Here is a 24184-nt window from a genome sequence, read left to right as displayed (position 1 = left end):
GCATATTCGTTATACTTGCAGAAACCCATTGCAGCGACATGCTCTCTCACCGACACGAGATCTTTATGGAAGTGGCTCGTTTGCTTAGCTTTACCAAAGCTAGCCAGACGCTCTTTATCAGCCAGTCCGCCATCAGCAAGCACATCAAGGCGCTGGAGGAGTTCTACAAGACCGGCCTCTTCGAGCGGCTGGGCAACAGTGTCGTGCTTACCCCTGCCGGCAAGCTGCTTTATGAAAAACTACTTTCTGCCAAACAGCTGCAACACGAACTTTACCAGAATTTCAAGCAACTGAGTGAGAATTTTTCCCCTCAGGTCAACATGGTGCTGGGAGCAAGTACCACTATCTCGCTTTATATTCTGCCACCGGTGCTCTCGGCCTACCTGCAACAAAACCCCAATGTGCACCTCGACCTGAAAAACCGGAACAGCGAGAACATCCTCAAAGCCCTGCTCGACCACGAAATAGACCTGGGCATTGTAGAGGGAATCAATAAAGTGAGCAACGTGACTTATACGCCTTTCCTGACCGATGAAGTGATCGCCGTCTGTTCTTCCCGCAATCCGCTCAAAAAGCAGCAACTGGAGATCCGGGACCTGTACGAGATTCCGCTGGCGCTGCGTGAACGAGGTTCGGGCACACTGGCCGTGCTGGAATTGGCACTGGAGCGGAAGCAGGTGAAGTTAAATGAGCTGCCTATTAAAATACGACTTGGTGGCACCGAAGCGCTAAAGAACTTCGTGCGGGTAGATACCTGTCTTTCTTTCCTCCCCCGGCAAGCGGTGATAAAAGAACTGCAGTCCGGTGAGTTGGTGCAGGTACCAATCAACGGACTTACCATAAAAAGGAGTTTCAATTTCATACAGCGCAAAGGCACCGAGAACAATTTCCCTTACAAAAATTTCATTCAGTTTACGAAACGCTATTATTCCAAAATGGAATAGCCTATTCCTTAAAGCTATTTTGTTTGGTCATATCAGGAGTGTTAATTGCCGTAAATACTGATATGGAAACGACGCTTCAATCCTTAGTAAGCCACCTCAGCACATTATCCTGCTCAGGCTGCGGCAAACAATATTCTCCCTTCGAAAAACAGACAGTTTCGGCTTGCTGCCAGCTGCCTTTGCTGGCTGGGTATAACCTTGCCAAGTCGCTAAGCAAAGAGGTACTGCAAAAGCGGGAAGGCACCATGTGGCGTTACCTCGAAATGCTGCCTGTGCTGCACAAAGAAAACATCGTGAGTCTTGGCGAAGGCTATACCCCGATCCTGACGCTAAACAACCTGGCTAAAAAGTATGAGCTCCGCTCCCTGCAGCTGAAGGATGAAGGCCAGAACCCGACCGGCTCTTTTAAAGCCCGCGGACTCAGTATGGCGATCTCCAAAGCAAAAGAGCATGGCGTGGAAGGCTGCATTATACCTACAGCCGGCAATGCTGGTGTGGCAATGGCGGCCTATTGCGCCAAGGCAGGTATGCGTGCCACGGTGGTCATGCCGCGCCATACGCCAAAGGCTTTCCGGGACGAATGTTACTGGTACGGCGCTGAGGTAGTGCTGGTGGATGGTCTGATCAACGACTGCGCCGCCAGGGCAAAGGAGCTTAACAGCGCTGGCGAACTGCTGGATGTGTCTACTTTAAAAGAGCCCTATCGCATCGAAGGAAAAAAAACCATGGGTTACGAGATTGCCGAACAGGGCAATTGGGAACTGCCTGACGTGATCCTATACCCTGCCGGCGGTGGTACCGGACTGATCGGAATCTGGAAAGCGTTCAAGGAGATGAAAAAAATCGGCTGGTTGCCGGCGGATATAAAACTGCCGCGCATGGTGGCAGTACAGGCCGAGAACTGCCGTCCACTGGTAGAGACTTTTTACGGCAGACAAGCCAATGCGCATAACTACATGGGCAAACCAACTATCGCTAACGGACTGGCCGTTCCTCGCCCATTGGGTGAGCAACTGATGCTGCAGACACTGCAGGAGTCCGGCGGTACGGCTATCAGCATCAGCGAGCAGGAAATGATAGCAGGATTGAAAGAACTGGGCGCCAGCGAAGGGTTGTTTGTAGCGCCGGAAGGAGCTGCTGTGTGGATGGCCACCCGTAAGCTGGTCGACACGGGCTGTATCTCACCCGATGAAAAGATTCTCCTGCTCAACACTGGTTCCGGACAGAAGTACATGGAAAATCTTTCTGGTGTGTTTGCAGAGGACTAAGCTTCCCATCAGTCTCTCCTAAATTTGTAAAACACACTGAAGATAAACATAAAAAAGCCATAGCAGATCGTACCCAGCGCCACCAGGAAAAAGGCTGTGTCACCCACTGTGCCTCCACCTATAAAATCGAAAGCTGAATCGGTGTCTCCGACTGCGTTTTCGTCTTGCTTGATAGCGCCGCGCAGCAGAAAGTACCCAAGCACGAGCAGGATGATACCACGTGCAAAATATCCTGCCCATGCCAGCGTGTGAATAATGCGCTTTTTATACTGTTCTAGTTCGCCCAGATCCAGGCGCTTGTTATAGGCTCCCTGTATAACGTATTGGAACTGCACCAGGCCAGTCAGCATAGTGACCACGCCAGCAGCGCCGACCAGCCATGGCCCTGCATCCCAGGCCAGTATTCTGGCGATCATCAGTTGCTGTTCCTCTTCACTGTTTCCGCCGCCTCCGTTCAGCACTTCGTAAGCTGAGAAGGCAATAAGCCCATAGCCTACGCCGCTCAGAGCAACCCCTACCCTTTTGCCTATACCTTTCAGGTCTTTCCCAAACTCGTAGGGGTCGGTTATAGCTTCAAATACCCGCCAGGTGATGTAACCGACCATACCAATCAGCACTACCCAGACCAGTATTTCTCCCAAGGTGTATTCAAGCAGATAATCCAGTGCCCGCTCTTCATCAGCATCGTCCTCTGACCTGCCAAACAGCGAGAGAATCGCCATGCTCCCTAGCAGCACATACACGAGACCGATGGATACACAACCGTAACGGGCCAGCCACTGCGCAATCTTTCTGTACTTTTTGTCTACTGTCATGGGTACTCTTTCTCTTTCCTCCTGAATCAGACGCTGTAGGATGTCTCGCTCTTTTGACGAGAGACATGATCTTTCAGTTTAGAATTTAGATTATAAAGGTGAAAAGCTTATCTTCACTAACTCAACAGCAACAGCACTGAAGCGTTACTGAATCAAGCTATACATCATACCTTATGACAACCATTGCACTGATTGCCCACAACAACAAGAAGACGGAACTACTCAACTGGGTAAAAGAGAACCAACAGGCCCTGCGCCAATACAAGCTGATTGGGACGACTAACACTTCCAAGCTGATCAATGAGCTGCTTGACATGAACATCGAACCCTTCGGCCACGGCCCAAGTGGTGGCGATATTCTGCTAGCCGCTCGCCTGCTTCAGGGCCAGATCCAAAAGGTGATATTCTTCATTGACGTAGAAACCCCACACGGCCACGAGCACGACATCCAAACACTGATCCGCACGGCGGTACTCAACAACATTCCTATTGCTTTGAATAAGGCATCGGCTGATTTGATTGTGTTGGAAAGAAAAGACTAGGTATAAATCCACAGATCCAACTCTACAACAAAGTTCATATAGTAGGAGCATGTACTCCTGCTATATGCACTAGTTGGGTGCAACACTTCAATATGGAACCTAAAAAGAGAGAATGTACATCGATTAAAAATATGAAACATCTATTTTTACTTGTAGTTGTCTCTATTGTAGCTGTTTCCTGTAAGACGACGAGGAATTTACATTCAAAGGAATTTCTGCGAACTCAACAGGAGTTGACAGAGAAATTGACCCAAATCAGTAAAACGACAAGTTTTAACGGCTTCGGTGTAGCTTTAGTGAACGACAAAGAGGTGCTGTACCAAAACGGTTTTGGCATTTCTAATATCAGGGAAAACACCAAGTACACAGAAAGCACAGTTCAGAATATTGCCTCTGTATCTAAGACTGTCATTGGTATTGCCATTCTTAAAGCACAGGAATTAGGCCATCTGAACTTAGACGAGCCAGTCAGTAAGTATTTACCCTTCAACGTGTTTAATCCAGAACACCCGGAAGTTCCTATCACTATCCGGCATTTGGTAACCCACACGTCTTCTATTGTTGACACAGAAGAATACCTTACCAGAAATGTGATCCTTAAAGACACAATTAATTTAGTTCAGAATCTTAACATAGACATTTCGCCGACACGTTTTAACCCTCCATCAACTAAAATCTCCTTAGAGGATTTCTTGAAAAACTTGCTTGATACCGGAGGAGCATGGTACACGAAAGAAGCTTTCTCAACAAAGGAGCCTGGTAGTACTTTTGAGTATTCAAATGTCGGGGCTTCACTTGCTGCACTGGTTTTAGAGAAAGCAGTAGGCACTACTTATGATGCGTTTACTACCCAGTATATTTTACTCCCTTTGAAGATGAATTCGTCGGGCTGGAGTTTCGATGCGATTGATTTTTCAAAATATTCCCCAACTTATCAGGATAAGCAAACTCCATATCCCTACTATTCACTTGTTGGGTATCCTGACGGAGGATTGCTGACCACAAGCTCAGACATGGGTAAGTATATCTTGGAACTCATGAAAGGGTATTTTGGTAACGGAACCTTACTTTCAGAGCAGAGTTACAAAGAATACTTTACACCACAGCTTACGGCAGAAAACTTCATAAACAGGAGTACCAGTGAATACAGTGACGAGTATAACATGGGAATCACGATGGGGTTCGGTTCTACAGGGAATTTTGGGCATACCGGTGGTGACCCAGGAATGTCCTCTGTAATTTGGTTTTTCAAAGATAAAAGAATGGGCAGGTATTTTATAGTTAATACAGATTGGGATTCTAATTCATCAGGCAAGGATCAGAAAGCGATCTATGATTTGCTTGACGATTATTATATAAGGCTAAATAGCTTGAGCAAATCAAAAAAATAGTACCGCACAGTTAGAGGTAGCAATTTCTTTGATAGCCTGATCGCTGATCGATTCTTTTTGAAAAGGTAGAGAACGGACTGATGATTAAACGCATCGACCGGTCTGTTCCCTGTTTGTTCCTCTTTTGCAACCGCACGGGTTCAATCGAGTAAAAGAGGCGTATACCTGCAACTTAAAAAAAGCGGACCTCACACCTTATGGAAAAATTCTTTTTCGACAACTGGGACAGTATTTTCAGAACTTTCACGATCACTATTCTTGCCTATATTGCCATGGTATTGCTCTTGCGATCATCCGGCAAACGGACACTCTCCAAAATGAATGCTTTCGACTTCATTGTGACGGTGGCATTGGGCTCGGCACTCGCCTCGGTGTCACTCAATAAAAATGTGGCGCTTGCAGATGGCGTTCTGGCCTTCTTCTTACTGATATTCCTTCAGTATGTTATCACCTGGCTTTCAGTGAGGTATAAGGCTGTCAAACATTTTATTACCAGCAAGCCTACCCTATTACTTTACAAAGGGGAACTAATAGATGAAGCCCTTAAAAAAGAACGCGTAACAATAGAAGAAATCAATTCAGCCGCCCGCAACGGTGGACAGGAGGACCTGTCCAAAATTGATGTGATGATCCTGGAGTCAACCGGTGAAATAACAGTTATACCCACAATCAAATCAGATTCACCAAATGCCCTAAAGGACGCAGGCAATTACCCGCGCTGATGGGAAGGGGAATTACCATTAGCTGCAGACTGCACTTCCCTGTCAGCGTATCATCTCAACCCAGCCTTTCCAATTCTGCCCGTTACTGGTGGTGGCATGGTAGAAATAAATACCGCTTCGCTGATTTCCGCCATCCCAGTTTTGTCTATAGTCCGCCTGCTCAAAAACCAGTTTCCCCCACCGGTCAAACACTTTTAAATCAAGGGGAAGGCAGGATACATTCAGGACGAAATAATCATTCAACCCGTCGCCATTCGGAGTGAACACATTGGCGTTCTCCTTCCGGCGCTCTACTTGTACTGTTGTCACCTGCTGCCTGTTGCTGCAATTATTGCCATAAAAGGTAGTCAGGTACACATCATAGTTGCCGATTGTATTGTAGGTATGGCCAGGTGCAGCTTCCTGCGAAGTAGTGCCATCGCCAAACTCCCACAAGTAGGCAGTAGCACCGCTTGTACTGTTGGTAAATTTTACCTGCAGCGGGGCGAGTCCCGACGGGCTTTCGGCAGTACCGCACTCAACCGGTTCGAAACCTGCCTGGATAGCAGGTATGGGCGTAACCTGCATCACTTTTGTACTGTAACCCGCGCAATGCCCATTGTCAAAGGTATAGGTCAAAGTGTGAGTTCCTGCACCTGCCAAGGAGGGACTAAAAACTCCCGCTTTACTTACACCAGTTCCGCTCCAGGTACCACCTGCCGGACTAAATCCTGTCAGCTGCACATCGCCTCCGCCTATGCATAGTTCAGCATCGCTGCCTGCCTGCACATTCAGTGCAGGATCAATAGTTGCCGTTACAAGCGTCCGGTTACTTTCACAGCCCGTACCGTTTACGAGTGACACATAGTAGTGTGTGGTGCTGTTGATAGCCGGTGTATTGAACGTGGGGCCAATGGCCAGTACTTCACCTCCTGTGGCGGTGGCATACCAATGGTAGGCTTCACCGGTACGAGCTCCTGAAACTGCAAGGGTCACGTTACCGCTGCCACAACTTGCAGCAGGTATAACAACAGGCGCCATAGGTCTTGCAACAATACTGACAGGTATGCTACTCTCCATGCCTATTACAGCCGGCACTCCGGCCACCACACGGATCCTATAGCCAGCGCCTGGCGCTATACCTGCCGGTAACTCAGCCATAATGGGAGCCGATTGACCAGTACCTATCGTCACAGGGTTGGCAAACGAACCGGAGGCATCGGAGAGTTGGGCCGTGAAAGTATTACCAGCTGCGTAAGAACCGGATTTGAGAAATGAAACAGGCACGATTGCGCCAGCACAGTATTCCAGTTCAGGCAGGTTACTGGTCAGAATGGCAGGGTCGGCATCTGAGGCCAGTTTGGCGACAAACTTGTCTGAGCGATCTTCATACTGGTCTATCCCTTCAAAAGCTGTCTCGTTGCCTCCACCAGTAATATAGCAATTACCCAACGCATCCACTGCAATTGCGTTTCCCCTGCCTCCCGCTTTAGGAGAGCCAAACTGCTTCACCCATAACACCTTGCCTTCAGAATTGTATTTAGCGGCATAGAAGCTGCTGCCAATTTCATTCTCTATTGTAAAATTGCCAAAAGTTGCTTGCCGCGTGTAAAACCCGGTCACATAGCTGTTACCGTCTCTGTCGATTGCCACATCCAACCCTGAATCATACCAGTACCCACCAGCTTCCCGGGCCCAGATCACATCTCCTGCTGCATCGTATTTCGCCAGGAACATACTTTGGTTGTAGGCATACAATATAGTGGAGGCAAAGTTAGCCGGACCGCTAAACCAACCGGTCAGGAATATAAATCCGTTCTTATCGAGCGTTATTTTGAGACTGTGAGTACCACTACTACCTGTTTTTTTTACCCATACCACATCTCCTGCAGTGTTGTATTTAGCAATAAAAAGTGCCGGGTGAAAACCAGAAATTGACAGACTATACTCAGATGAAATAGAGATTGCTCCGAAATGTGCCGTTCCTCTGATATCTCCTGTTATAAAGCTATTCCCCGTTGCATCAACAGCAATACTTCCCACAGAGTCAAAACCATCCCCACCAGCTTTACGTGCCCAGATTGCCTTTCCGAATGGATCCAGTTTTAAGATAAAAAGATCTCTCCCCTGACTTGCCAACGAAACATTCCCGAATGTAATGTCTCCGATGAAAATGCCCGTTACATAAATATTACCTTTTGCATCGATCCCAACATCCACACCGGTCGCAGATGCCTCATTGCCGCTCAGCGCCGTAGTGTTTGTTGCCCAAAGTACCTGACCTGCGCTATTCAGTTTAACTAAATAGTAGTCATGAATCCCATTGCTTTTCAGCACAGTAGAACCGAATACGCCCGTATCTTCGAAGCCACCTGTGACGAAAATATTCTCTTGCGAGTCCATGACTAATTTTCTGGCGTCACCTCCAAGCTTGATGACCCAAACTTCTTTCCCGGCAGCATCATATTTTGCAACATAGCCCTCCCCGTGAGGTTTATCACTCGTAAGGGTTGTGTTCCCGATGGTTACGCTCTTGTTGAAAGAGCCAGCTGTATAGGTATTGCCCTTGCTGTCTACTATAATACCACTCCCTGAAGCGATGCCTGTAACTTTGCTGTTCCACTCCCACTCCGGAGGGTTATTTGTTTGTGCCGATACGGGAGCAGAGATAACACCCAGAATGAATAATACTAGCGTAAAAATTTTAAGCATAAGCTGCTGACGTAAACAGGAATAAGGGAGACACAGGGTGGCACTTATAGATGGTAAGGTATGGCAGCCACCGTCCTGCAAATATACAATATCTCCACTCTCCTAAAACCTACTTCAACTGCGAATTGTCAGGCTGGATTTTTAACAGCCAAGGCAAGTATTGAAGGCAAAACAAATCTGTTTTTCCTAACTTGCATTTTTAACAGGTTCTTATTCACCCTTGCTTAACCCTACGCACGCTCGATGAACATCATCCGAAACCTGAAGATCAGGGATAAACTCCTCCTCCTGCTGGCCCTGCTCCTTTTTCCGCTTGTCTATTTTGTGGCTGTTACCGTGCAGCGCGAAATCGAAGAGAATGACAAGCTGCAGGACGAGATTGCTCAGCTCACCGAGTCAGAAAAAATATCCTCTCTGTTGCACGCCTTTCAGCGCGAGCGTGCCCGTATACTGGCGGCAGCTTCCGGCGATTCCATTTTCATGCTCGATGCACGTGCGCAAAGAAGTCTGACCGATGCTGCTACGCTCGACCTCACAGATTTTCTGAGCGAGACCAGCCGCACCCTGCCTGCCATTTCCATGATGCAGGATATCAATAAGTACCGCAGTGACCTGGACAAAGGTCGCCTGGATGTGGACGACTTCCGCCGCTACTCCAATGAGCTGATTTTTAGTATGCTTAACCGCATGGACGCCAGTGCAACAGCTCTTAGCAACGTCGAGATCAGTCGCCAGCTGATCAGTTTCAAAAGTCTCTCCGAAGCCAAGATCCACCTGGGTCGCATGCGTAGTCTGCTGATGAAATCCATGCAGGAAGGCATATTCTCATATCAGGATTACGCCCTCCTTATGACGCAGTACAACAGCCATACGACAGCGTTGGACAACTTTTACCGCTACGCCGATCGTGGCACTGTGAGCGAAGTGCAGGAGATCTTAGTGTCGGACGATTATAAACGTGCCGTTGCTGTTGTGCAGCGACTTGAACAGAATCCGGACACAGATCTGAACACCTTTGATGCAGGCTCTGTTTACAGCCTGTATACCTCCAATATCGAGGCGCTTCGCCAGGCCGAAAAGCACCTCATACAAAACATCAGAGAGCAGGTACAGGATGAGAGCAATCGCAAGGAGCGCTATCTGCAGGTACTGTTTGTAGCGCTGCTGTTTATTCTGACGCTCGTAGGCTTCCTTTCCTATTTCATCATCAGTCTGATTTCTACCTCACTGGCTACACTCAAAAATGCAGCCGACCGCATCCGACTGGGTGCCACCGACGTGGTGGTTAATATTGAAAGCGAAGACGAGATCGGTAGTGTGGCCTCTTCATTCAGAGGGGTGGTGAACAAAACCGTGTCGCTGTCGCAGGTGGCGCAGGCTATTGGCGAGGGCCGGTATGACGTGGAGATAGAGGTGCAAAGCAAGGAGGATATGCTGAGCCTTGCCATCCGGGACATGAAAAATAACCTGGAGCACTTCACCACAGAGAATGCAAATCGTAACTGGGTGCTGACAGGCGTAGCCGAGCTGAGTAACCTGATCGGGGGCGAAACCACGCTGGACAAAGTCTCCAGACATGCCCTCTCCTACCTCTGCAACTATACCGACTCTGAGGCCGGTGTGCTGTACCTGCACAACAACAACGGCAAACTGGAACCTGCCGCCAGTCATGGCCTGCAACAGAATAAGATTCAATTGCCTGTGTTTGAAATTGGAACCGGTTTGGTAGGCCAGGCTGTGGCCGAACGCAAGGTGAAGGTACTGGAAGGAGTGCAGGAAGAGTACCTGCGCATCCGCACCGGGCTTTCAGACATTGAGCCTGCCACGGTCATCCTCATCCCATTATACTTTGGCAACACCATCATAGGCGCACTGGAGCTGGCCTCCCGCCGACCTTATACGGAGGTGCAGCGCCGTCTGCTCGACTCCGCAGCCGAGCGTATTTCGGTGCTCATCCATACCCTGAAAGCACACCTGCAAACGCAGGAACTGCTTTACGAAACACAAAACCAGGCCGAGGAACTGGAGACGCAGCAGGAAGAGCTGCGCCAACTCAATGCCGAGCTTAAGGCTTCAGAAGAAGAACTGCGCGTGAACCAGGAGGAGTTGCAGGAGAAGAACGCTGAACTGGAAGAGAAGGCGCAACTGCTGGAGGAGCAGTACGAGGCACTGGGCGCTAAGAATAAGGCCCTGGAGGATGCCCGCGAAGCCATCGAACTGAAGATACAGCAGGTAGAGACCGTGAGCAAGTACAAGAGCGACTTCCTGGCCAACATGAGCCACGAGCTCCGCACCCCGCTCAACAGTATCCTCATCCTGTCGCGCCTACTGGCCGACAATAGCGAAAACACGCTCTCCACGAAGCAGATCGACCACGCCCAGATCATTCACAAATCAGGTAATGACCTGCTCAGGCTGATCAACGAAATACTGGACCTCTCTAAAATCGAGTCTGGTATGGTGAAGCTGGAGACGGAAGAGCTGCGCCTGACTGACGTGTCCCTGGAGCCGATGTTTAAAGAACTGGCTGCCAAGAAGAAGATCAACTTCAAGGAGCGCCACGTGCCGGGTGCCTTCGACAGCATCGTGACCGACCGTTTCCGGCTGGAGCAGATTCTCAAAAACTTCATTGGCAATGCAATCAAATTTACCGACGAGGGCGGTGAAGTGGAGTTCAAGGTATACCCGGTTACGCAGCGGCCTAAGTTTAAGTCGGAGCAGCTGCGCGACGCCCAGGATGTGGTAGCCTTTGCTGTGCGCGACACAGGCATCGGTATACCTGCCGAGAAGCAAAGTATGGTTTTTGAAGCCTTCCAGCAAGCCGACACGTCCACTACCCGCAAGTATGGCGGCACCGGTCTGGGACTGACGATCAGCAAAGAGCTGGCTACCCTGCTGGGCGGTGAGCTGATGCTGGAAAGTGAGCCAGGCAAGGGCAGTACCTTTACGCTATACCTGCCGCGTGTGCCTTTTGGTGCAACAAATGGCTCCGCCGTACCTGAGCAGCGTCAGGCTCCTGCTTATACCCCACCTGCTGCACAGCCTGTCACTGTACCAAGCACCTCTGCGGCACAGCAAAAGAGCCAGAGCATGGGCCAGGTGTTTCTCAACATGGAGCGTCAGGACAAGAAAGACATCTGCGTGCTGATTGTGGAAGACGACAAAGGCTTCAGCGATATCCTGGCTGACTTTGCCAAGGCCAAGAACTTCAAAGTACACCAGGCCTTTACAGGGCGTGACGGCCTGCGCATGGCGCTGGAGCACAAGCCTGATGCCATGCTGCTCGACATCCAACTGCCGGATATGACAGGTTGGGATGTGCTCAAAAAAGTGCGTGAAGACAAAGACCTGCGAAACATCAATGTGCACGTGATGTCGGCTTACGATAAGGAGGTGATCGGCGAACATGCCGAGAATGAAGAGTACCTGCCGAAGCCCGTGACGCTCGAGATGCTGAACAAAGCCTTTGGCTCCATCGTGAGTAAGTCCGGGGCAAACATCGAGAACATCCTGATCGTGGAGGACAACGAGATCGAGAATAAAGCCGTGGCCGAACTGCTGCTGGCGCACGGACTCAAGTCCACCTCCGCTTACTCTGCGGAAGAGGCCGAAAAGGTGCTGGCCAAGCAAAAGGTCGACTGTATCATCCTCGACCTCAACCTGCCGGGCATGAAAGGCTACGACTGGATGAAGAAGATCAAGTCGCAGACCAAGCTCGGCGACATCCCGATCATCATCTATTCCGGAAAGGACCTGAGTGAGGAAGAGGAGACAAAGCTGAAGGAGTTCGCCAACACGATCATCATCAAAAACGAGTACTCATACCTGCGCCTGCTCGACGAAGTGCAGCTCTTCCTGCACAAGGTAAACCAGAAGCTGCCGCCGGGCAACGAGTTCAAGATGAAGCTGCATGTGCCGGAAGAGGTGCTGCGCGGCAAGAAGATACTGGTGGTAGACGACGATGTGCGCAACATCTACTCACTGAGCAGTCTGCTGGAGATGCACGGCATGCAGGTCATAGCGGCTTACGATGGCAGGGAAGCACTCGAAAAACTTGACACAGAGTCAGGTATAGACATGGTGCTGATGGACGTGATGATGCCGGAAATGGATGGGATAGAAGCGACAAAACGAATCCGCAAGGATTTACGTTTTAAGCAACTGCCGATCATTTCACTCACCGCGAAGGCCATGAAAGAAGACAGAGAAAAATGCATAGAAGCCGGGGCTTCTGATTATATACCTAAACCAGTGGATACCGATAAGTTGCTTACCCTGATGCGCGTATGGTTGTATGAAGCTTGAGAACGAGGAGCTGTTTGAGCTGGAGGTAGAGGCGCTCATCAAAGAAATACACACACAGTACGGATACGATTTCAGCGGCTATGCACGGGCCTCGGTTTACCGCCGCATCAAGCGTTTTCTGGGTCAGAAGCATTTGCAGAGCATCGACGAACTGCGCAAATTTCTGTTCACAGATAGCTTCTTTTTCGAGAATTTCCTGCAGGAGGTCACCGTGAACGTAACAGAGATGTTCCGCGATCCGACTTTCTTTAAATCGCTGCGTGAGAACGTGCTGCCGATTCTGTCCACCTACCCTTTCATTAAGGTATGGGACGCGGGTTGTTCTACCGGCGAGGAACTGTTTTCGCTGGCGATACTGCTGGAGGAGGAAGGGCTGCTGAGTCGAACCAAGATTTACGCCACGGACATCAACCAGAAAGTGCTACGGCAGGCGAAAGATGGCATCTTCTCGGCTACGCATATGACGGCCTACACCGCCGCCTATTACGCGGCCGGTGGCAAGCGCGATTTTGCAGAATACTATACGAGCAACTACGGCAGCGTGAAGTTCAACTCCTCGCTTGTCAAAAATGTGGTATTCTATCCGCATAATCTGGCGACCGATACTTCGTTCAATGAGTTCCACCTGATCGTGTGCCGCAACGTACTCATCTATTTCAACCGTGCGCTGCAGGAACGTGTTTACCAGCTTTTTGATGAGAGTCTGGTGAGCCTGGGCTACCTGGCATTGGGCAAAAAGGAAACACTGGCCATGTCAGAGATCAGCAGCAAGTATAACTTTGTAGACAAAAACAACCGCATATATCGCAAGAACTCCTGATGCGCGACAATACCCGACTGATCGTACTAGGTGGCTCATGGGGCGGCATACAGGCCTCTTTGAAGATACTGCAAGGGCTGCCCGCGGATTATAGTATCCCCATCGTGCTGGTGCTGCACCGGCTGCGCAATCAGGAAGGCAGTCTGCAGGAGCTCTTTGACAAGAAGCTGGTGCTGAAAGCTGTCGAAGTCGATGACAAAACGCCACTGGAGGCTGGCCATGTATACATAGCCCCATCTAACTACCACGTGCTGCTCGAAAGAGACCATACTTTCTCGCTCGATGCCTCCGAACTGGAGAACTACTCCCGCCCTTCCATCGACGTGACCTTTACCAGCGCAGCTGATGTTTTCGGGAAAAATACAGTTGGAATACTACTTAGTGGGGCCAGTAAGGATGGAAGTTCAGGATTAAAGTATATATTTGAGAAACGGGGCACTGCCATCGTGCAGCATCCCGGCGAAGCGGAGATTGCCACCATGCCGCTGGCAGCCATCAATAGCATACCCGGCTGTAGTATCATGAATGTTGAGCGCATACAAGCTTATTTGCTAACTTTACATGGACACTGACCACGATACCATACCTCTAACAACCTTGCCTACAGCTACCCACCCGGTAAAGATATTGCTAGTCGACGACAAGGAAGAAAACCTTGTCAGCCTGGCGAGTCTGCTCTCTGATGAAGGCGATAATACGGATTACCTGTTTGCCAACTCAGGGGAAGAAGCCCTGAAACTGGCGCTGCAGGAAGAAATAGCCCTGATTCTGCTGGATGTGCAAATGCCTGGCATGAATGGCTATGAAGTAGCCCGTTACCTCCGCGACATCTCTAAAACACGTGATATTCCCATCATTTTTGTCACAGCCATTCACCAGCAGGATGTGCATGTGATGGAGGGTTTTGAGGCCGGTGCCGTGGACTTTCTTTTCAAGCCCCTGCACCCTGCTATCACCAAGGCAAAAGTAGCGGCGTTTGTACGTTTTTATCTGCAGAAGAAAGAGGTGGAGCTTGCGCATAAACGTACCCAGGAAATCAACCGTGAGCTGGAAGAACGTGTGAAAGCACGCACTGCTGAACTTACCCGCGTAAATAAAGACCTTGACAACTTTGTGTATACGGCCTCTCACGATCTCAAAGCTCCAATCAATAATATAGAAGGACTGGCAGTTGCGCTGAAAGAGGTTCTGGATACACCTGAGCCTGATCACGGCGAACTCAACATCATCATGGCCATGATACAGGATGCGATCAGTCGCTTCAAGCATACCCTGATGGACCTGACAGAAGTAGCCAAGCTGCAGCACCAAGATGAAACAAACATCGAAAGTGTACGGTTCGAGGAGCTGATTGATGATATAACACTCAACATCCAGGATCTGATTTTAAAATACGACGCCACGATTGATACCGACTTTTCGGAGGCCCCCGAAATGGTTTTCTCCCGCAAAAACCTTCGCAGCATCGTCTACAACCTGGTTTCAAATGCTATCAAGTATAGCTCACCGGAACGCCCGCCAATCATTGAAGTCAGCACGTATCACGAGGGCTCCTATACTGTATTCCGTGTAAAAGACAATGGACTTGGTTTGAAACCAGAAGACCGGGACAAGGTATTTGACATGTTCAAGCGCTTACATGCACACGTGGAAGGTACTGGCGTAGGTTTGGCCATTGTGAAGCGTATAGTGGAAAACAGCGACGGCAAAATTGAGTGTGACAGCGAGCAAGGCAAAGGCTCTGAGTTTAGGGTTTATCTGAGGGGGCAGTAAGTGCCAATACCTGATCATGGCAAGCGGCTCTTTGATACTCACCACATCCCCATGCTTGAGTCGCAGCATGGAACTACCGGCATCGCCCTGCAAGCCGTGGATTGGGTAATGCGGGTGAGTAAATAAAATCAATAAAACAGAAGAGCCGCTCTTTGCATTTGCAGGAGCGGCTCTTCTGTTTCAGGTTTCTTCTACGCTTTAGCAGGTATACGCTTCAATGTATCCAGCAGGAAATCCCAGTACTTCTGCACCGAGCTGATCTGCACTTTTTCATCTGGAGAGTGAGCACCACGGATGTTCGGACCGAATGAGATCATCTCCATCTCCGGGTAGTTCGCACCGATGATACCGCATTCCAAACCAGCATGGCAGGCGTTCACGTGGGCTTCGCCGTTATACTTCTCTTTGTAAAGGTCGCTCATCAGCTGCACAATACCCGCTCCCGGTCGAGGCATCCAACCCGGATACATTCCGCTCAGTTGTACTGATGCACCAGCCAGTTCGAGGGCACTTTGAATAGCTGCAGCCAGATCCATTTTCTCACTGTCTACAGAGCTACGGGTAAGGCACTGCACGGTCAGTTTTCCGTCCTGCACCAACACACGGGCCACGTTATTGGAAGTCTGCACCAGGTGCTGAATATCCGGGCTCATGCGATATACTCCGTTGTGGCAGGCATAGAGCGCACGCAGCAGCTTGCTCTGATAGTCGGCTGGTAAAACCTGAGCAGGAGCTTCTGTATGCTCTACTGTCACGGCCAGATTCGGATCTGTTGTAGCGTGTTCGTTTTTGAGGATAGCCGTCAGTTCTCCTACAAAATTCTCAAAAGCCGCAACCTCACCTGCAGGTATAGCCACCACAGCTACTGACTCACGAGGGATCGCATTGCGCAGTCCGCCACCATCGATAGAGCCGATGCGCAGGCTAACTTTTTCAGTAGCCTGGTGTAGCAAACGGTTCATCAGTTTGTTGGCGTTGCCGCGACCGAGGTAGATGTCCATACCAGAGTGGCCGCCCGTCAGGCCTTTGATGTTTACTTTGTAGCCTTTCATGTTGCCGCTTATACCTTCAGGCTGATAAGTGCCGCTGGCATTGATGTCCACTCCGCCGGCGCAACCGATGGTCAGTTCAGTATCGTCTTCGGTGTCAAGGTTGAGCATGATCTCGGCTTCCAGCATACCGCCTTTCAGGCCGAGGGCACCTGTCATACCTGTTTCTTCGTCTACCGTAAACAGCGCCTCGATGGCTGGATGCTCGATGTCAGTAGAGGCCAGGAGTGCCATGATCGTGGCCACACCAAGTCCGTTGTCGGCTCCGAGTGTCGTGCCGCGGGCTTTTACCCAGTCACCGTCTACATACATGTCGATGCCCTGCGTGTCGAAGTCAAAATCGGTGTCGGCGTTTTTCTGGTGCACCATGTCCACGTGGCTCTGGATCAGCACCGTCTTGCGGTCTTCCATACCTGCGGTGGCAGGCTTCTTGATGATGACGTTGCCGATCTCGTCCTGTATGGTTTCAAGGCCAAGTTTCCGACCAAATTCCATCATAAAGGCGATCACACGCTCTTCCTTTTTAGAAGGACGCGGGACGGCGTTCAGATCAGCAAAATTATTCCAGAGGGCTTTCGGTTCGAGTGCTCTTACTTCGGTGCTCATGTATGGTTTTCTTTTTTGATTGAAATGCTAGTGTATACCTATATGCAGGCATACATATTGGTTGGCACTAAGGTAATTTAATTTTTTTTCAAACCCTTGCGTCTTTCCTCCCACCTCCCCGTCATCCTGATGAATTTGAAACTTAAACACTAATAACAATTCATCATATGGAACCGATCTATCAATTCGCAACACCACAGTCTATCGAAAACCTAAAAGCCGAACAGCAGAAACGAGCTGCTACGCAGCAAGTAAATACAGGCAAGTGCTGCGAAGCGGCAGAGGCCAAAAAAGTCAATTCCTCTTCTACCCTGCTTGCCCTTTCCTTCGTTTTACTGACCGGCTTGTTTGCCAACTTCGCAGCCAACGCGCAAACGGCTATGGTCGTGCATACCAACAACAAAACTGCTAAGGAAAATAAAGCTGATGTAGCCATCCGCTCCCTGGATGACATCACCTTCCCCGAGGCAGACTTTAAGCGTGGGGCTTACCTGAAGTTGCGCACGGTATACGTGGATGTGCCGGTGAGCAAGTTTAGGCTCAAGCCTTTCCCGGCCAACAGTTCTGCCGAAACCCGAGCTGAACTCGACTTTTTGCTGCACCTGCAAAAGAACCGAAACGCCGAAGCCATCAACCGAACTGAAACCATGGCCGCCGTATACTTCGACCCGCTGACTACCAATCCGGCTGATGCAGATTATACCCGCAACATCAACAGCCTGTTCTACATTGGCCGCGACCTGGGTCCCTGGTTCAATGCGAAACAGTTGCCTGTAACAACACAGGTTTTGCAAAATGTCATTCAGGATGCCACTTACTACATCTTCTCGCTCAAAGCCGACTTTAGCCGCCCACGCCCTTACCAATTGGACGCCCGACTGGAGAACCTGGAAGCACCGGGCCACGCCTCCTACCCTAGCGGACACTCTTCCACTTCGCACGTGCATGCCTATATTCTAAGTCATATTTTCCCGGAGTACAAAGACCACTTCCTGGGCGTAGCCAGCGAGATGGCCTTCTCCAGAGAGACCCGCGGCGTGCACTACCCGAGCGACTCAGAAGCCGGTAAGGAATTTGCCCGCCAGTTTGTGGAAGAGCTGATGAAGAGCCGTAAATTCCGCACTGACCTGGAAGCGATGAAAGCGGAAATAGTACAGGTAAGGGCTGCTAATCAGCTCACAAAAAAATAAGGCCGAAAGCCGCGCAAAAATTCCGAGCCGAAGTAGTTGGAGAGTGTAAAACCTGTCGTACTATTGCAGCCTGAAATTTTAGGGATAATGGAATCTTGGTTAGGATACGCACTCGTTGCCATGCTCACAGGGGGCGTGGCAATGGTGTTTGCGAAGATGGGCATGAATAACAACGCCAACGAGCATCTGGCTTTGGTGATACGCACAGGGGTGTTGTTTATGATGGTGCTGGGCCATGCGCTCTACGCAGGTGGCCTCAAGTCAGCCCGGCTGATCGATAACAAAACGCTCACCTGGTTTATACTGGCAGGAGCCTGCACTGCAGTTTATTGGATTCTCTATTTCAAAGCCATCAAAACAGCCGATGTATCGGTAGTGGCTACTATAGACCGGGCAGGTATACTGGTCACGGTGGGCCTCTCCTACTTTCTGCTGAATGAGCCGCTCACGCCGCGTCTGCTGCTGGGCATGGGCGTGATCTTGTGTGGAACTTTGATTCTGATCTGGAAATAAAAGATGATACAGCTTGCAACAATGCAGCAGGGGCACGCCTGTGATGTGCTCCGCATTTACGGTGAAGGCCTGCAAACCGGCTTTTCAACCTTCAACACGGAGGTTCCCACCTGGGAGGAATGGGACCGCAACCACCTGCCGCACACCCGAATCGTCGCTATTGAAAATGAGGAAGTGCTGGGTTGGGTAGCGCTCCTGCCCGTCTCCTCCAGGGCCTGTTACCGGGGAGTGGCTGAGTTCAGCATTTACATTGCCACCCGCCACCGTGGCAGAGGTATAGCCGATAGGCTCATGCAGGCCATGATTGAGGAGAGCGAAGCCAACGGTATCTGGACACTGCAGTCCTCGACTTTTGCTGACAATACCACCAGCCTGCGTATGCAGGAGCGGCACGGTTTCCGGCAGATCGGCTACCGCGACCGCATTGCCCAGTTGCACGGAGTGTGGCGCAACACCATATTGCTCGAGCGACGCAGCAACTTGTTTTGACCTGAAACTCGTAATCAGCCTAAAAAGCCCATGGAAATCAGCAGCATACCTTCTTTTCTGGATTATTACGACAAGATCAGGCAGCGCACTGAGCGTGTTATCGCCTGTATACCTGCCGACCAATTCGACTGGACCTACCGGGAAGGTAAATTCACCTTTGCAGACCAGATCCGGCACATTGCAGCCATAGAGCGCTATCTGTATGCAGAGACCGTGCAAGGCAGATCTGCTGCTTATACTGGTTGCGGCAAGGCACTGGCGGATGATCCGGAACAGGTACTGGCATTTTTCAGGGAAAAGCATCAGGAAAGTCTCGCTATTTTCAGCAGCCTGTCTGACCAGGGCCTGCAGCAGAAAATACAAACACCGGGAGGCGGACAGATTACGTGCTGGAAATGGCTTCGCGCATTGATTGAGCATGAAATTCATCACCGGGCGCACATCTATACCTACCTGGGCATACTGGGCATACCGACGCCCCCTATTTTTGGCCTCACCTCAGAGCAGGTACAGGAGCAAAGCACTCAGGCATCCAAAATTTAATTCATAAAAAAACGCCACTGCTCATTGCAGTGGCGTTTTTTTGTTGACTATACCTTATCGGCAGGTATAGCAGCTATATCGTTCGCATGGTAAGGGCCTTGTAGTCCCACACACGTACATCATGTCCGTACTGGGTCTGGTCGATAAACGGGCCCCGACATATCTTATCTTTTGGTGGTTCCACATCATACTGCTCTTTGGCCCGCAGCAGCAGTTCGTCCATTAGCCAGCGGGGTATGATGTCGCGATCGGATGGGTATACGAACTGGAAACTCATGAACTGGGCCAGTAACAGCTGCCAGTGCTGTTCGGTATAGGACCACAGCCGGTTCCAGTCCAGCTTTTCGCCACAGCTCAGGATGATGTGGTTGATGTCAGAACCATCATAGCGCTCCCTGTTCTGCACGTACAGTTTGCACCAGATCAGCTCTTCGGCAGGCATAAATTTCACTTTTACACCGTACAGCTCGCCCTCCGTGGCATACTCAAACCAACGGTCATTCACCGGGCACATGCTGGCGGGGTTATTGAAGATCAGGTCCATGAGGTGCTCCCCTTTTTTGGCTTTGGCCAGCCAGCGGGCATCGGTCATTTCGGTATAGTAACCCTCTTCGGCAAAGGTCTTGAGAATGCGGGGGCACTCTCCCACTTTGCAGAAAATATCCATGTCTTTTGTTGCCCTGTTGATTCCCGTGTACATGTCAAGGGCCAGACCGCCACCCACCAGGAATTTGGCCTCACTCTTGACCAGCAGGCTCAGCGCTTCTTTGTAAAAGCTCTCTGCGGTTAGTTCGCCATCATCAGGGGGAGTCTGCTTTGCTTTAACGGTCTTTTTTTTAGTTTTTACCGGGTCTTGGGCGGTTTTTACTTTTGTATGATTCAGTTGCTTATTCATGTGTCAAATTCAGGCTCTGTGATCGATGTAATCTTCAGCAGGAGACAGCATTGCCTGAAGACTGCCTCTGTCAGAAACAGTCTAAATTGTACTACTCCTTAATCTAAAACTGAGGTAAGTGGTTTACTGATAAAGCGCTGAATTAGTTGTAGCACTGACTAAATAAACAATCCGGTTAGGTATAGTCACAATTTTCCCTTGAAAGGCAAAATTTAATTTGGATAAAACCTGGAATACATCAATAGAAATCCAATGCTGAGCTGAAGGTATTGCCAGCTTTCACATAGAAAGGGAAGTTAGCCGTAGCAACGTTTCCCTGCCCGTCATAGACATAGGCATAGAGTCGGTAGGCCCCGTCACGCTGCGGGGCTTTGAGCGTGACGTTTTTGCCATTTGTTTTCTGGATCGCATCAGGTATAGCATCAGGCTTTTGTTCTTTGATGGCATTGCCGTCTTCACTTACCGTTTCGGGCAGCAGCTCCCACTGCACTTGCAGGCTATCGCCGTCAGGGTCGGTAGTGAACACTGCTGCTGAGGACAATTCACCGGGCTGCAGGTATACCTGGTCCGTTGGAAAGATATCTTTGAGCGAGAGATAGGCGATGTGCGGAGCCCGGTTAAAATCCCGCTTCCCGCTCCAGATCTCCCGCATTACCTGTGCCAGCTCCGTTTCTTCGCCGGTCTCGGTCATGATGCTGAACCAGGTCGGGGTGGTTTCATACTTGTAGCCCCATATAAAAGCATAGGCACCCAGGCAGCGGTCAGGGTCAGCCAGCACGGTCTTCTCATACCTTTCGCGGGCAAAGGCGGCTTTCTCGGAACTGGTCTGCTCAATCGGTGCATACCACCAGGTCGTGTAAGTCTCCCAGTAACCTCTGCCTCCGAACTCGGCTATCACATAAGGACCGCTCCAGTTGGTTTCCCGGATTTCAGCAGGCAGGTCGTTCAGGGCTCCGAAGGAGTTGATAGAGAGAATATCGATGGCCGGGCAGCGTCGCTTGATCAGGTTGACAACCTGCTTTGGCACGTTCATGACAGTAGTGGTCGTCGGGTGGTTCGGATCTATGTCATGGATCATCTCCGCCACGCCGTTCACCGCATCCCATACCTTCACATTGGAGCCCTCGGCATACAGCTCGTTACCTACCACCCACATCAGCAGGGCCGGATGGTCCTTGTACTTAAGCACTTCCTGGCGCAGACGCTCCTTCTGGGCAGCTACATCTTCTTTGTCGTAGTAGTTGAAGCCTTCCCGCTCACGCTCCATCCAGAGCCCCAGCATAACGGTCAGCCCCTGTTCATGCGCTTCGTCCAGAATACGCTGCGCATCCTCCGTGTGCCACACCCGGATAGAGTTGCCACCATAAGCAGCTACCTTGTCAAAATGCTCGTATCCGGCGGCTCCCTTTATAAAGTAGGGTTTGCCATTCCGGTACAGAGTATACTTCTCCCCCTCCTTCACGACTTCTACAGTGCGCCCCAGTTTGTTATACTGTTGATCATCAGATGTTATAAAAGCACAAGAACTTAAAACAAACAAGCAAAAGACAACAATTGTACTAAAACGGATAGAATAAACCATATAGCTGGTCAGCATAAAGTCAAGAAAGTAAGGCGTAAGTGATAAAGTACAGGGTAAAGCAATGGAACTTTTGAGGATAATACGAGTATAAACCACAGATGTTATTGTACCAGATAATCACAAAACAGGCAAAACAGCAAGTGCATAAAAATTAAGCTATCCTAAAAAAATACACGTTCCCGTTCGCTGATGTATAACATTCCTGCCAGTAACCCTAAAGTACAGCATACTTCCATTCCCGGTGTTGTCACTAAGCCGAAGGATGTCCTGACCATCCGGCTCATGATCGTGATGGGCCTGATCACCATGGTGCTGTTCCTGTACTGGTTCATCGACGCAGACCATATCGGCTACCTGCCGCTCTATATACTTCTGACCACTGCACTCGGCTTTAAACTGCTGCGCACCCTGCACGAATGGTACCACTATTTTGATGTGAGCGTACCAGTCAAGCCTAAGCTGCGAACTAAGTTTAAGGTAGATGTGCTCACTACTTTTTGCGCCGGCGAGCCTTACGACATGATTATCAACACACTGGAAGCCATTCAGCGCATCCGCTATCCGCATACCACTTACCTGTGCGACGAAGCCGATGATCCTTACCTGAGGGAGCAATGCGAGCGACTGGGCGTGATCCATGTGACCCGTACCAAAAAGATCAACGCCAAGGCAGGCAACATCAACAACGCCCTGAAACAGGCCACCGGTGACATCTGCCTGATTCTGGACCCGGACCATGTGCCGGTGCCGGAGTTTCTGGACGAGGTGCTCCCTTATTTTGAAGATCCGGAGATTGGCTATGTGCAGTGCGTGCAGGCTTATTACAACCAGAAGGAAAGCCTGGTGGCTTATGGGGCCGCCGAGCAGACCTACAACTTTTATGGCCCGATGATGATGGGCATGAACGCACACGGTACGGCGCAGGCCATCGGGGCCAACTGCGTTTTCCGCCGCAGCGCCCTCGATAGCATTGGTGGTCACGCAGCCGGTCTGGCCGAAGACATGCACACGGCCATGCAACTGCACGCCAAAGGATGGAAATCAGTATACGTACCCAAGATCCTGAACCGGGGCCTGGTACCCGGCACGCTGGCCGCCTACTACAAGCAGCAGGTAAAATGGAGCCGCGGTACATTTGAATTGCTTTTCACCACATACCCGAAACTGTTCAAACACTTCACCTGGCGGCAGCGCATCCACTACGGCACACTGCCGCTCTACTACCTGTTTGGTGTTTTCAACCTGATCGATTTCCTCATTCCTTCCCTGGCACTGATTATGGCGGAATTTCCCTGGTATGTGTCTTTGGGCGAATTCCTTATTATGTTCACGCCTTTCTTCCTGATCTCCATTGCTATCCGGCAATATGCGCAGAGGTGGTACCACGAGAAAAATGAAAAGGGCTTCCACATGTTCGGAGGTATTCTGCGTACCGGCACCTGGTGGATTTTCCTGCTGGGGCTCGTTTACTCTATTTTCCGGGTGAAGGTGCCTTATATACCTACTCCTAAAGATGACAAGCCGAAAAACAACTGGCTGCTGAGTCTGCCCAACATGCTGATGGTCGGGCTGATGCTCGGAGCCATCGCTTACAGTCAGCATCTGTACGGGCATCTGTATACCAATCCGTATGTACAGATGATGGCCATGTTCTCACTCGTCAATGTATTTATACTGGGTTCTGTGGTGGTGATCGGGCAGGAGAAATTCATACAATGGGTGCGACACAACATCCTGCACGCCCACCTGCTGCAGCCTGTGCTGCAACCGCTCCGACTGGCGATCTGGCGCACGCGTCACAGCTTTTACGACGGCATTCGCTACGTTGCCATTTTGATCACAATGGTCTCAGTGGCTGTTTCTACCAGTTTTTTGCTGTTTGGCTACAAGCCTTACAATACCTCTCAGGAACAGGACAAGCCGCTGGTACAAAAACCTGTTAACACTGGTGCTCGCCCTCATACCATACTTCCCGCCAGTCTGCTGCCCAGCCCCCAATAAGTACAGGCACAAATTCGCCAACAGTTGACGGTTGCTCTCGTTTAT

Annotated in this window: 19 protein-coding genes; 14 read left to right on the top strand and 5 right to left on the bottom strand. The window is 50.2% G+C overall.

All coding sequences use genetic code 11. The features are described from left to right. Positions 1-38 precede the first annotated feature (38 nt). Positions 39-944, top strand: a complete 906-nt coding sequence (locus tag BW972_RS14695) for a LysR family transcriptional regulator (protein WP_007659329.1) — start codon at positions 39-41, stop codon at positions 942-944. Positions 945-1006: 62 nt separating this feature from the next. Continuing rightward, positions 1007-2212, top strand: coding sequence for a threonine synthase (locus tag BW972_RS14690; RefSeq protein WP_076422723.1), 1206 nt, complete (start codon positions 1007-1009; stop codon positions 2210-2212). An 8-nt stretch (positions 2213-2220) separates the two neighbouring features. On the opposite strand, the gene BW972_RS14685 is transcribed toward BW972_RS14690, so the two are convergent. After that, on the bottom strand, positions 2221-3027 hold the full coding sequence (locus tag BW972_RS14685) for a DUF1206 domain-containing protein (protein ID WP_076422670.1): 807 nt from the start codon (positions 3025-3027) through the stop codon (positions 2221-2223). Positions 3028-3200: 173 nt separating this feature from the next. On the opposite strand from BW972_RS14685, the gene BW972_RS14680 reads away from it, so the two are divergent. From BW972_RS14680 to BW972_RS14670, 3 genes are all read left to right on the top strand, one after another. Further along, positions 3201-3569 carry a methylglyoxal synthase gene (locus BW972_RS14680; protein ID WP_076422669.1) on the top strand — a complete coding sequence of 123 codons (369 nt, stop codon included), beginning with the start codon at positions 3201-3203 and terminating at the stop codon, positions 3567-3569. A gap of 131 nt (positions 3570-3700) precedes the next feature. Then, positions 3701-4960, top strand: coding sequence for a serine hydrolase domain-containing protein (locus tag BW972_RS14675; RefSeq protein ID WP_076422668.1), 1260 nt, complete (start codon positions 3701-3703; stop codon positions 4958-4960). A gap of 197 nt (positions 4961-5157) precedes the next feature. Next, positions 5158-5682 carry a DUF421 domain-containing protein gene (locus BW972_RS14670; RefSeq protein WP_076422667.1) on the top strand — a complete coding sequence of 175 codons (525 nt, stop codon included), beginning with the start codon at positions 5158-5160 and terminating at the stop codon, positions 5680-5682. A 42-nt stretch (positions 5683-5724) separates the two neighbouring features. Here the strand turns inward: BW972_RS14670 and BW972_RS14665 are convergent, their stop codons facing one another. Further along, positions 5725-8373 (bottom strand): SBBP repeat-containing protein, encoded by a 2649-nt coding sequence (locus tag BW972_RS14665; protein WP_076422666.1) that lies wholly within the window; start codon positions 8371-8373, stop codon positions 5725-5727. A gap of 243 nt (positions 8374-8616) precedes the next feature. Between BW972_RS14665 and BW972_RS14660 the strand changes: the two genes are divergently transcribed. From BW972_RS14660 to BW972_RS14645, 4 genes are read left to right on the top strand one after another with little or no spacing between them, the layout of a single operon-like run. Then, positions 8617-12678 (top strand): response regulator, encoded by a 4062-nt coding sequence (locus BW972_RS14660; RefSeq protein WP_076422665.1) that lies wholly within the window; start codon positions 8617-8619, stop codon positions 12676-12678. Next, entirely contained in the window at positions 12668-13498 is an 831-nt protein-coding gene (locus BW972_RS14655; protein ID WP_076422664.1) for a CheR family methyltransferase, read from the top strand. The genes BW972_RS14660 and BW972_RS14655 overlap by 11 nt, the downstream gene beginning before the upstream one ends. Further along, positions 13498-14070, top strand: a complete 573-nt coding sequence (locus tag BW972_RS14650) for a chemotaxis protein CheB (RefSeq protein ID WP_007659359.1) — start codon at positions 13498-13500, stop codon at positions 14068-14070. Before BW972_RS14655 ends, BW972_RS14650 begins: the two co-directional genes overlap by 1 nt. Before the next feature lie 25 nt (positions 14071-14095). Beyond that, positions 14096-15271, top strand: coding sequence for a sensor histidine kinase (locus BW972_RS14645; RefSeq protein WP_234986398.1), 1176 nt, complete (start codon positions 14096-14098; stop codon positions 15269-15271). Between the two features lie 191 nt (positions 15272-15462). On the opposite strand, the gene BW972_RS14640 is transcribed toward BW972_RS14645, so the two are convergent. Continuing rightward, a complete protein-coding gene (locus BW972_RS14640) occupies positions 15463-16926 on the bottom strand; it encodes an aminoacyl-histidine dipeptidase (protein ID WP_076422662.1) in 1464 nt (487 codons plus the stop codon). Positions 16927-17093: 167 nt separating this feature from the next. On the opposite strand from BW972_RS14640, the gene BW972_RS14635 reads away from it, so the two are divergent. From BW972_RS14635 to BW972_RS14620, 4 genes are all read left to right on the top strand, one after another. Beyond that, positions 17094-18116, top strand: coding sequence for a phosphatase PAP2 family protein (locus BW972_RS14635; RefSeq protein ID WP_076422661.1), 1023 nt, complete (start codon positions 17094-17096; stop codon positions 18114-18116). A gap of 87 nt (positions 18117-18203) precedes the next feature. Continuing rightward, entirely contained in the window at positions 18204-18629 is a 426-nt protein-coding gene (locus BW972_RS14630; protein WP_007659376.1) for an EamA family transporter, read from the top strand. A gap of 3 nt (positions 18630-18632) precedes the next feature. After that, entirely contained in the window at positions 18633-19118 is a 486-nt protein-coding gene (locus BW972_RS14625; RefSeq protein WP_051017802.1) for a GNAT family N-acetyltransferase, read from the top strand. Between the two features lie 30 nt (positions 19119-19148). Beyond that, positions 19149-19661, top strand: a complete 513-nt coding sequence (locus BW972_RS14620; protein ID WP_076422660.1) for a DinB family protein — start codon at positions 19149-19151, stop codon at positions 19659-19661. Positions 19662-19734: 73 nt separating this feature from the next. On the opposite strand, the gene BW972_RS14615 is transcribed toward BW972_RS14620, so the two are convergent. Then, complete coding sequence (locus BW972_RS14615) at positions 19735-20556, bottom strand: nucleotidyltransferase (protein ID WP_083674190.1); 822 nt, start codon at positions 20554-20556, stop codon at positions 19735-19737. A gap of 238 nt (positions 20557-20794) precedes the next feature. Further along, positions 20795-22096, bottom strand: a complete 1302-nt coding sequence (locus BW972_RS14610) for a glycoside hydrolase family 2 TIM barrel-domain containing protein (RefSeq protein WP_234986397.1) — start codon at positions 22094-22096, stop codon at positions 20795-20797. Between the two features lie 231 nt (positions 22097-22327). Between BW972_RS14610 and BW972_RS14605 the strand changes: the two genes are divergently transcribed. Further along, positions 22328-24139: a glycosyltransferase family 2 protein gene (locus BW972_RS14605; RefSeq protein WP_076422658.1), complete on the top strand. Its 1812-nt coding sequence runs from the start codon at positions 22328-22330 to the stop codon at positions 24137-24139. Positions 24140-24184: the final 45 nt, after the last annotated feature.

It is taken from the genome of Pontibacter lucknowensis (assembly GCF_900156415.1).
Classification (GTDB): Bacteria; Bacteroidota; Bacteroidia; order Cytophagales; family Hymenobacteraceae; genus Pontibacter; species Pontibacter lucknowensis.
Note: the sequence above shows the minus strand (reverse complement) of the source record. Positions and strands in the feature narration are given on the sequence as shown.

Excerpts from the sequence above, each read along its gene's own strand:
- BW972_RS14665 (WP_076422666.1), bottom strand. The coding sequence starts at position 8,373 with ATGCTTAAAATTTTTACGCTAGTATTATTCATTCTGGGTGTTATCTCT.
- BW972_RS14635 (WP_076422661.1), top strand. The coding sequence starts at position 17,094 with ATGGAACCGATCTATCAATTCGCAACACCACAGTCTATCGAAAACCTA.
- BW972_RS14680 (WP_076422669.1), top strand. The coding sequence starts at position 3,201 with ATGACAACCATTGCACTGATTGCCCACAACAACAAGAAGACGGAACTA.
- BW972_RS14670 (WP_076422667.1), top strand. The coding sequence starts at position 5,158 with ATGGAAAAATTCTTTTTCGACAACTGGGACAGTATTTTCAGAACTTTC.
- BW972_RS14605 (WP_076422658.1), top strand. The coding sequence starts at position 22,328 with ATGTATAACATTCCTGCCAGTAACCCTAAAGTACAGCATACTTCCATT.
- BW972_RS14630 (WP_007659376.1), top strand. The coding sequence starts at position 18,204 with ATGGAATCTTGGTTAGGATACGCACTCGTTGCCATGCTCACAGGGGGC.
- BW972_RS14655 (WP_076422664.1), top strand. The coding sequence starts at position 12,668 with ATGAAGCTTGAGAACGAGGAGCTGTTTGAGCTGGAGGTAGAGGCGCTC.
- BW972_RS14690 (WP_076422723.1), top strand. The coding sequence starts at position 1,007 with ATGGAAACGACGCTTCAATCCTTAGTAAGCCACCTCAGCACATTATCC.
- BW972_RS14675 (WP_076422668.1), top strand. The coding sequence starts at position 3,701 with ATGAAACATCTATTTTTACTTGTAGTTGTCTCTATTGTAGCTGTTTCC.
- BW972_RS14685 (WP_076422670.1), bottom strand. The coding sequence starts at position 3,027 with ATGACAGTAGACAAAAAGTACAGAAAGATTGCGCAGTGGCTGGCCCGT.
- BW972_RS14625 (WP_051017802.1), top strand. The coding sequence starts at position 18,633 with ATGATACAGCTTGCAACAATGCAGCAGGGGCACGCCTGTGATGTGCTC.
- BW972_RS14650 (WP_007659359.1), top strand. The coding sequence starts at position 13,498 with ATGCGCGACAATACCCGACTGATCGTACTAGGTGGCTCATGGGGCGGC.
- BW972_RS14640 (WP_076422662.1), bottom strand. The coding sequence starts at position 16,926 with ATGAGCACCGAAGTAAGAGCACTCGAACCGAAAGCCCTCTGGAATAAT.
- BW972_RS14660 (WP_076422665.1), top strand. The coding sequence starts at position 8,617 with ATGAACATCATCCGAAACCTGAAGATCAGGGATAAACTCCTCCTCCTG.
- BW972_RS14695 (WP_007659329.1), top strand. The coding sequence starts at position 39 with ATGCTCTCTCACCGACACGAGATCTTTATGGAAGTGGCTCGTTTGCTT.
- BW972_RS14620 (WP_076422660.1), top strand. The coding sequence starts at position 19,149 with ATGGAAATCAGCAGCATACCTTCTTTTCTGGATTATTACGACAAGATC.
- BW972_RS14615 (WP_083674190.1), bottom strand. The coding sequence starts at position 20,556 with ATGAATAAGCAACTGAATCATACAAAAGTAAAAACCGCCCAAGACCCG.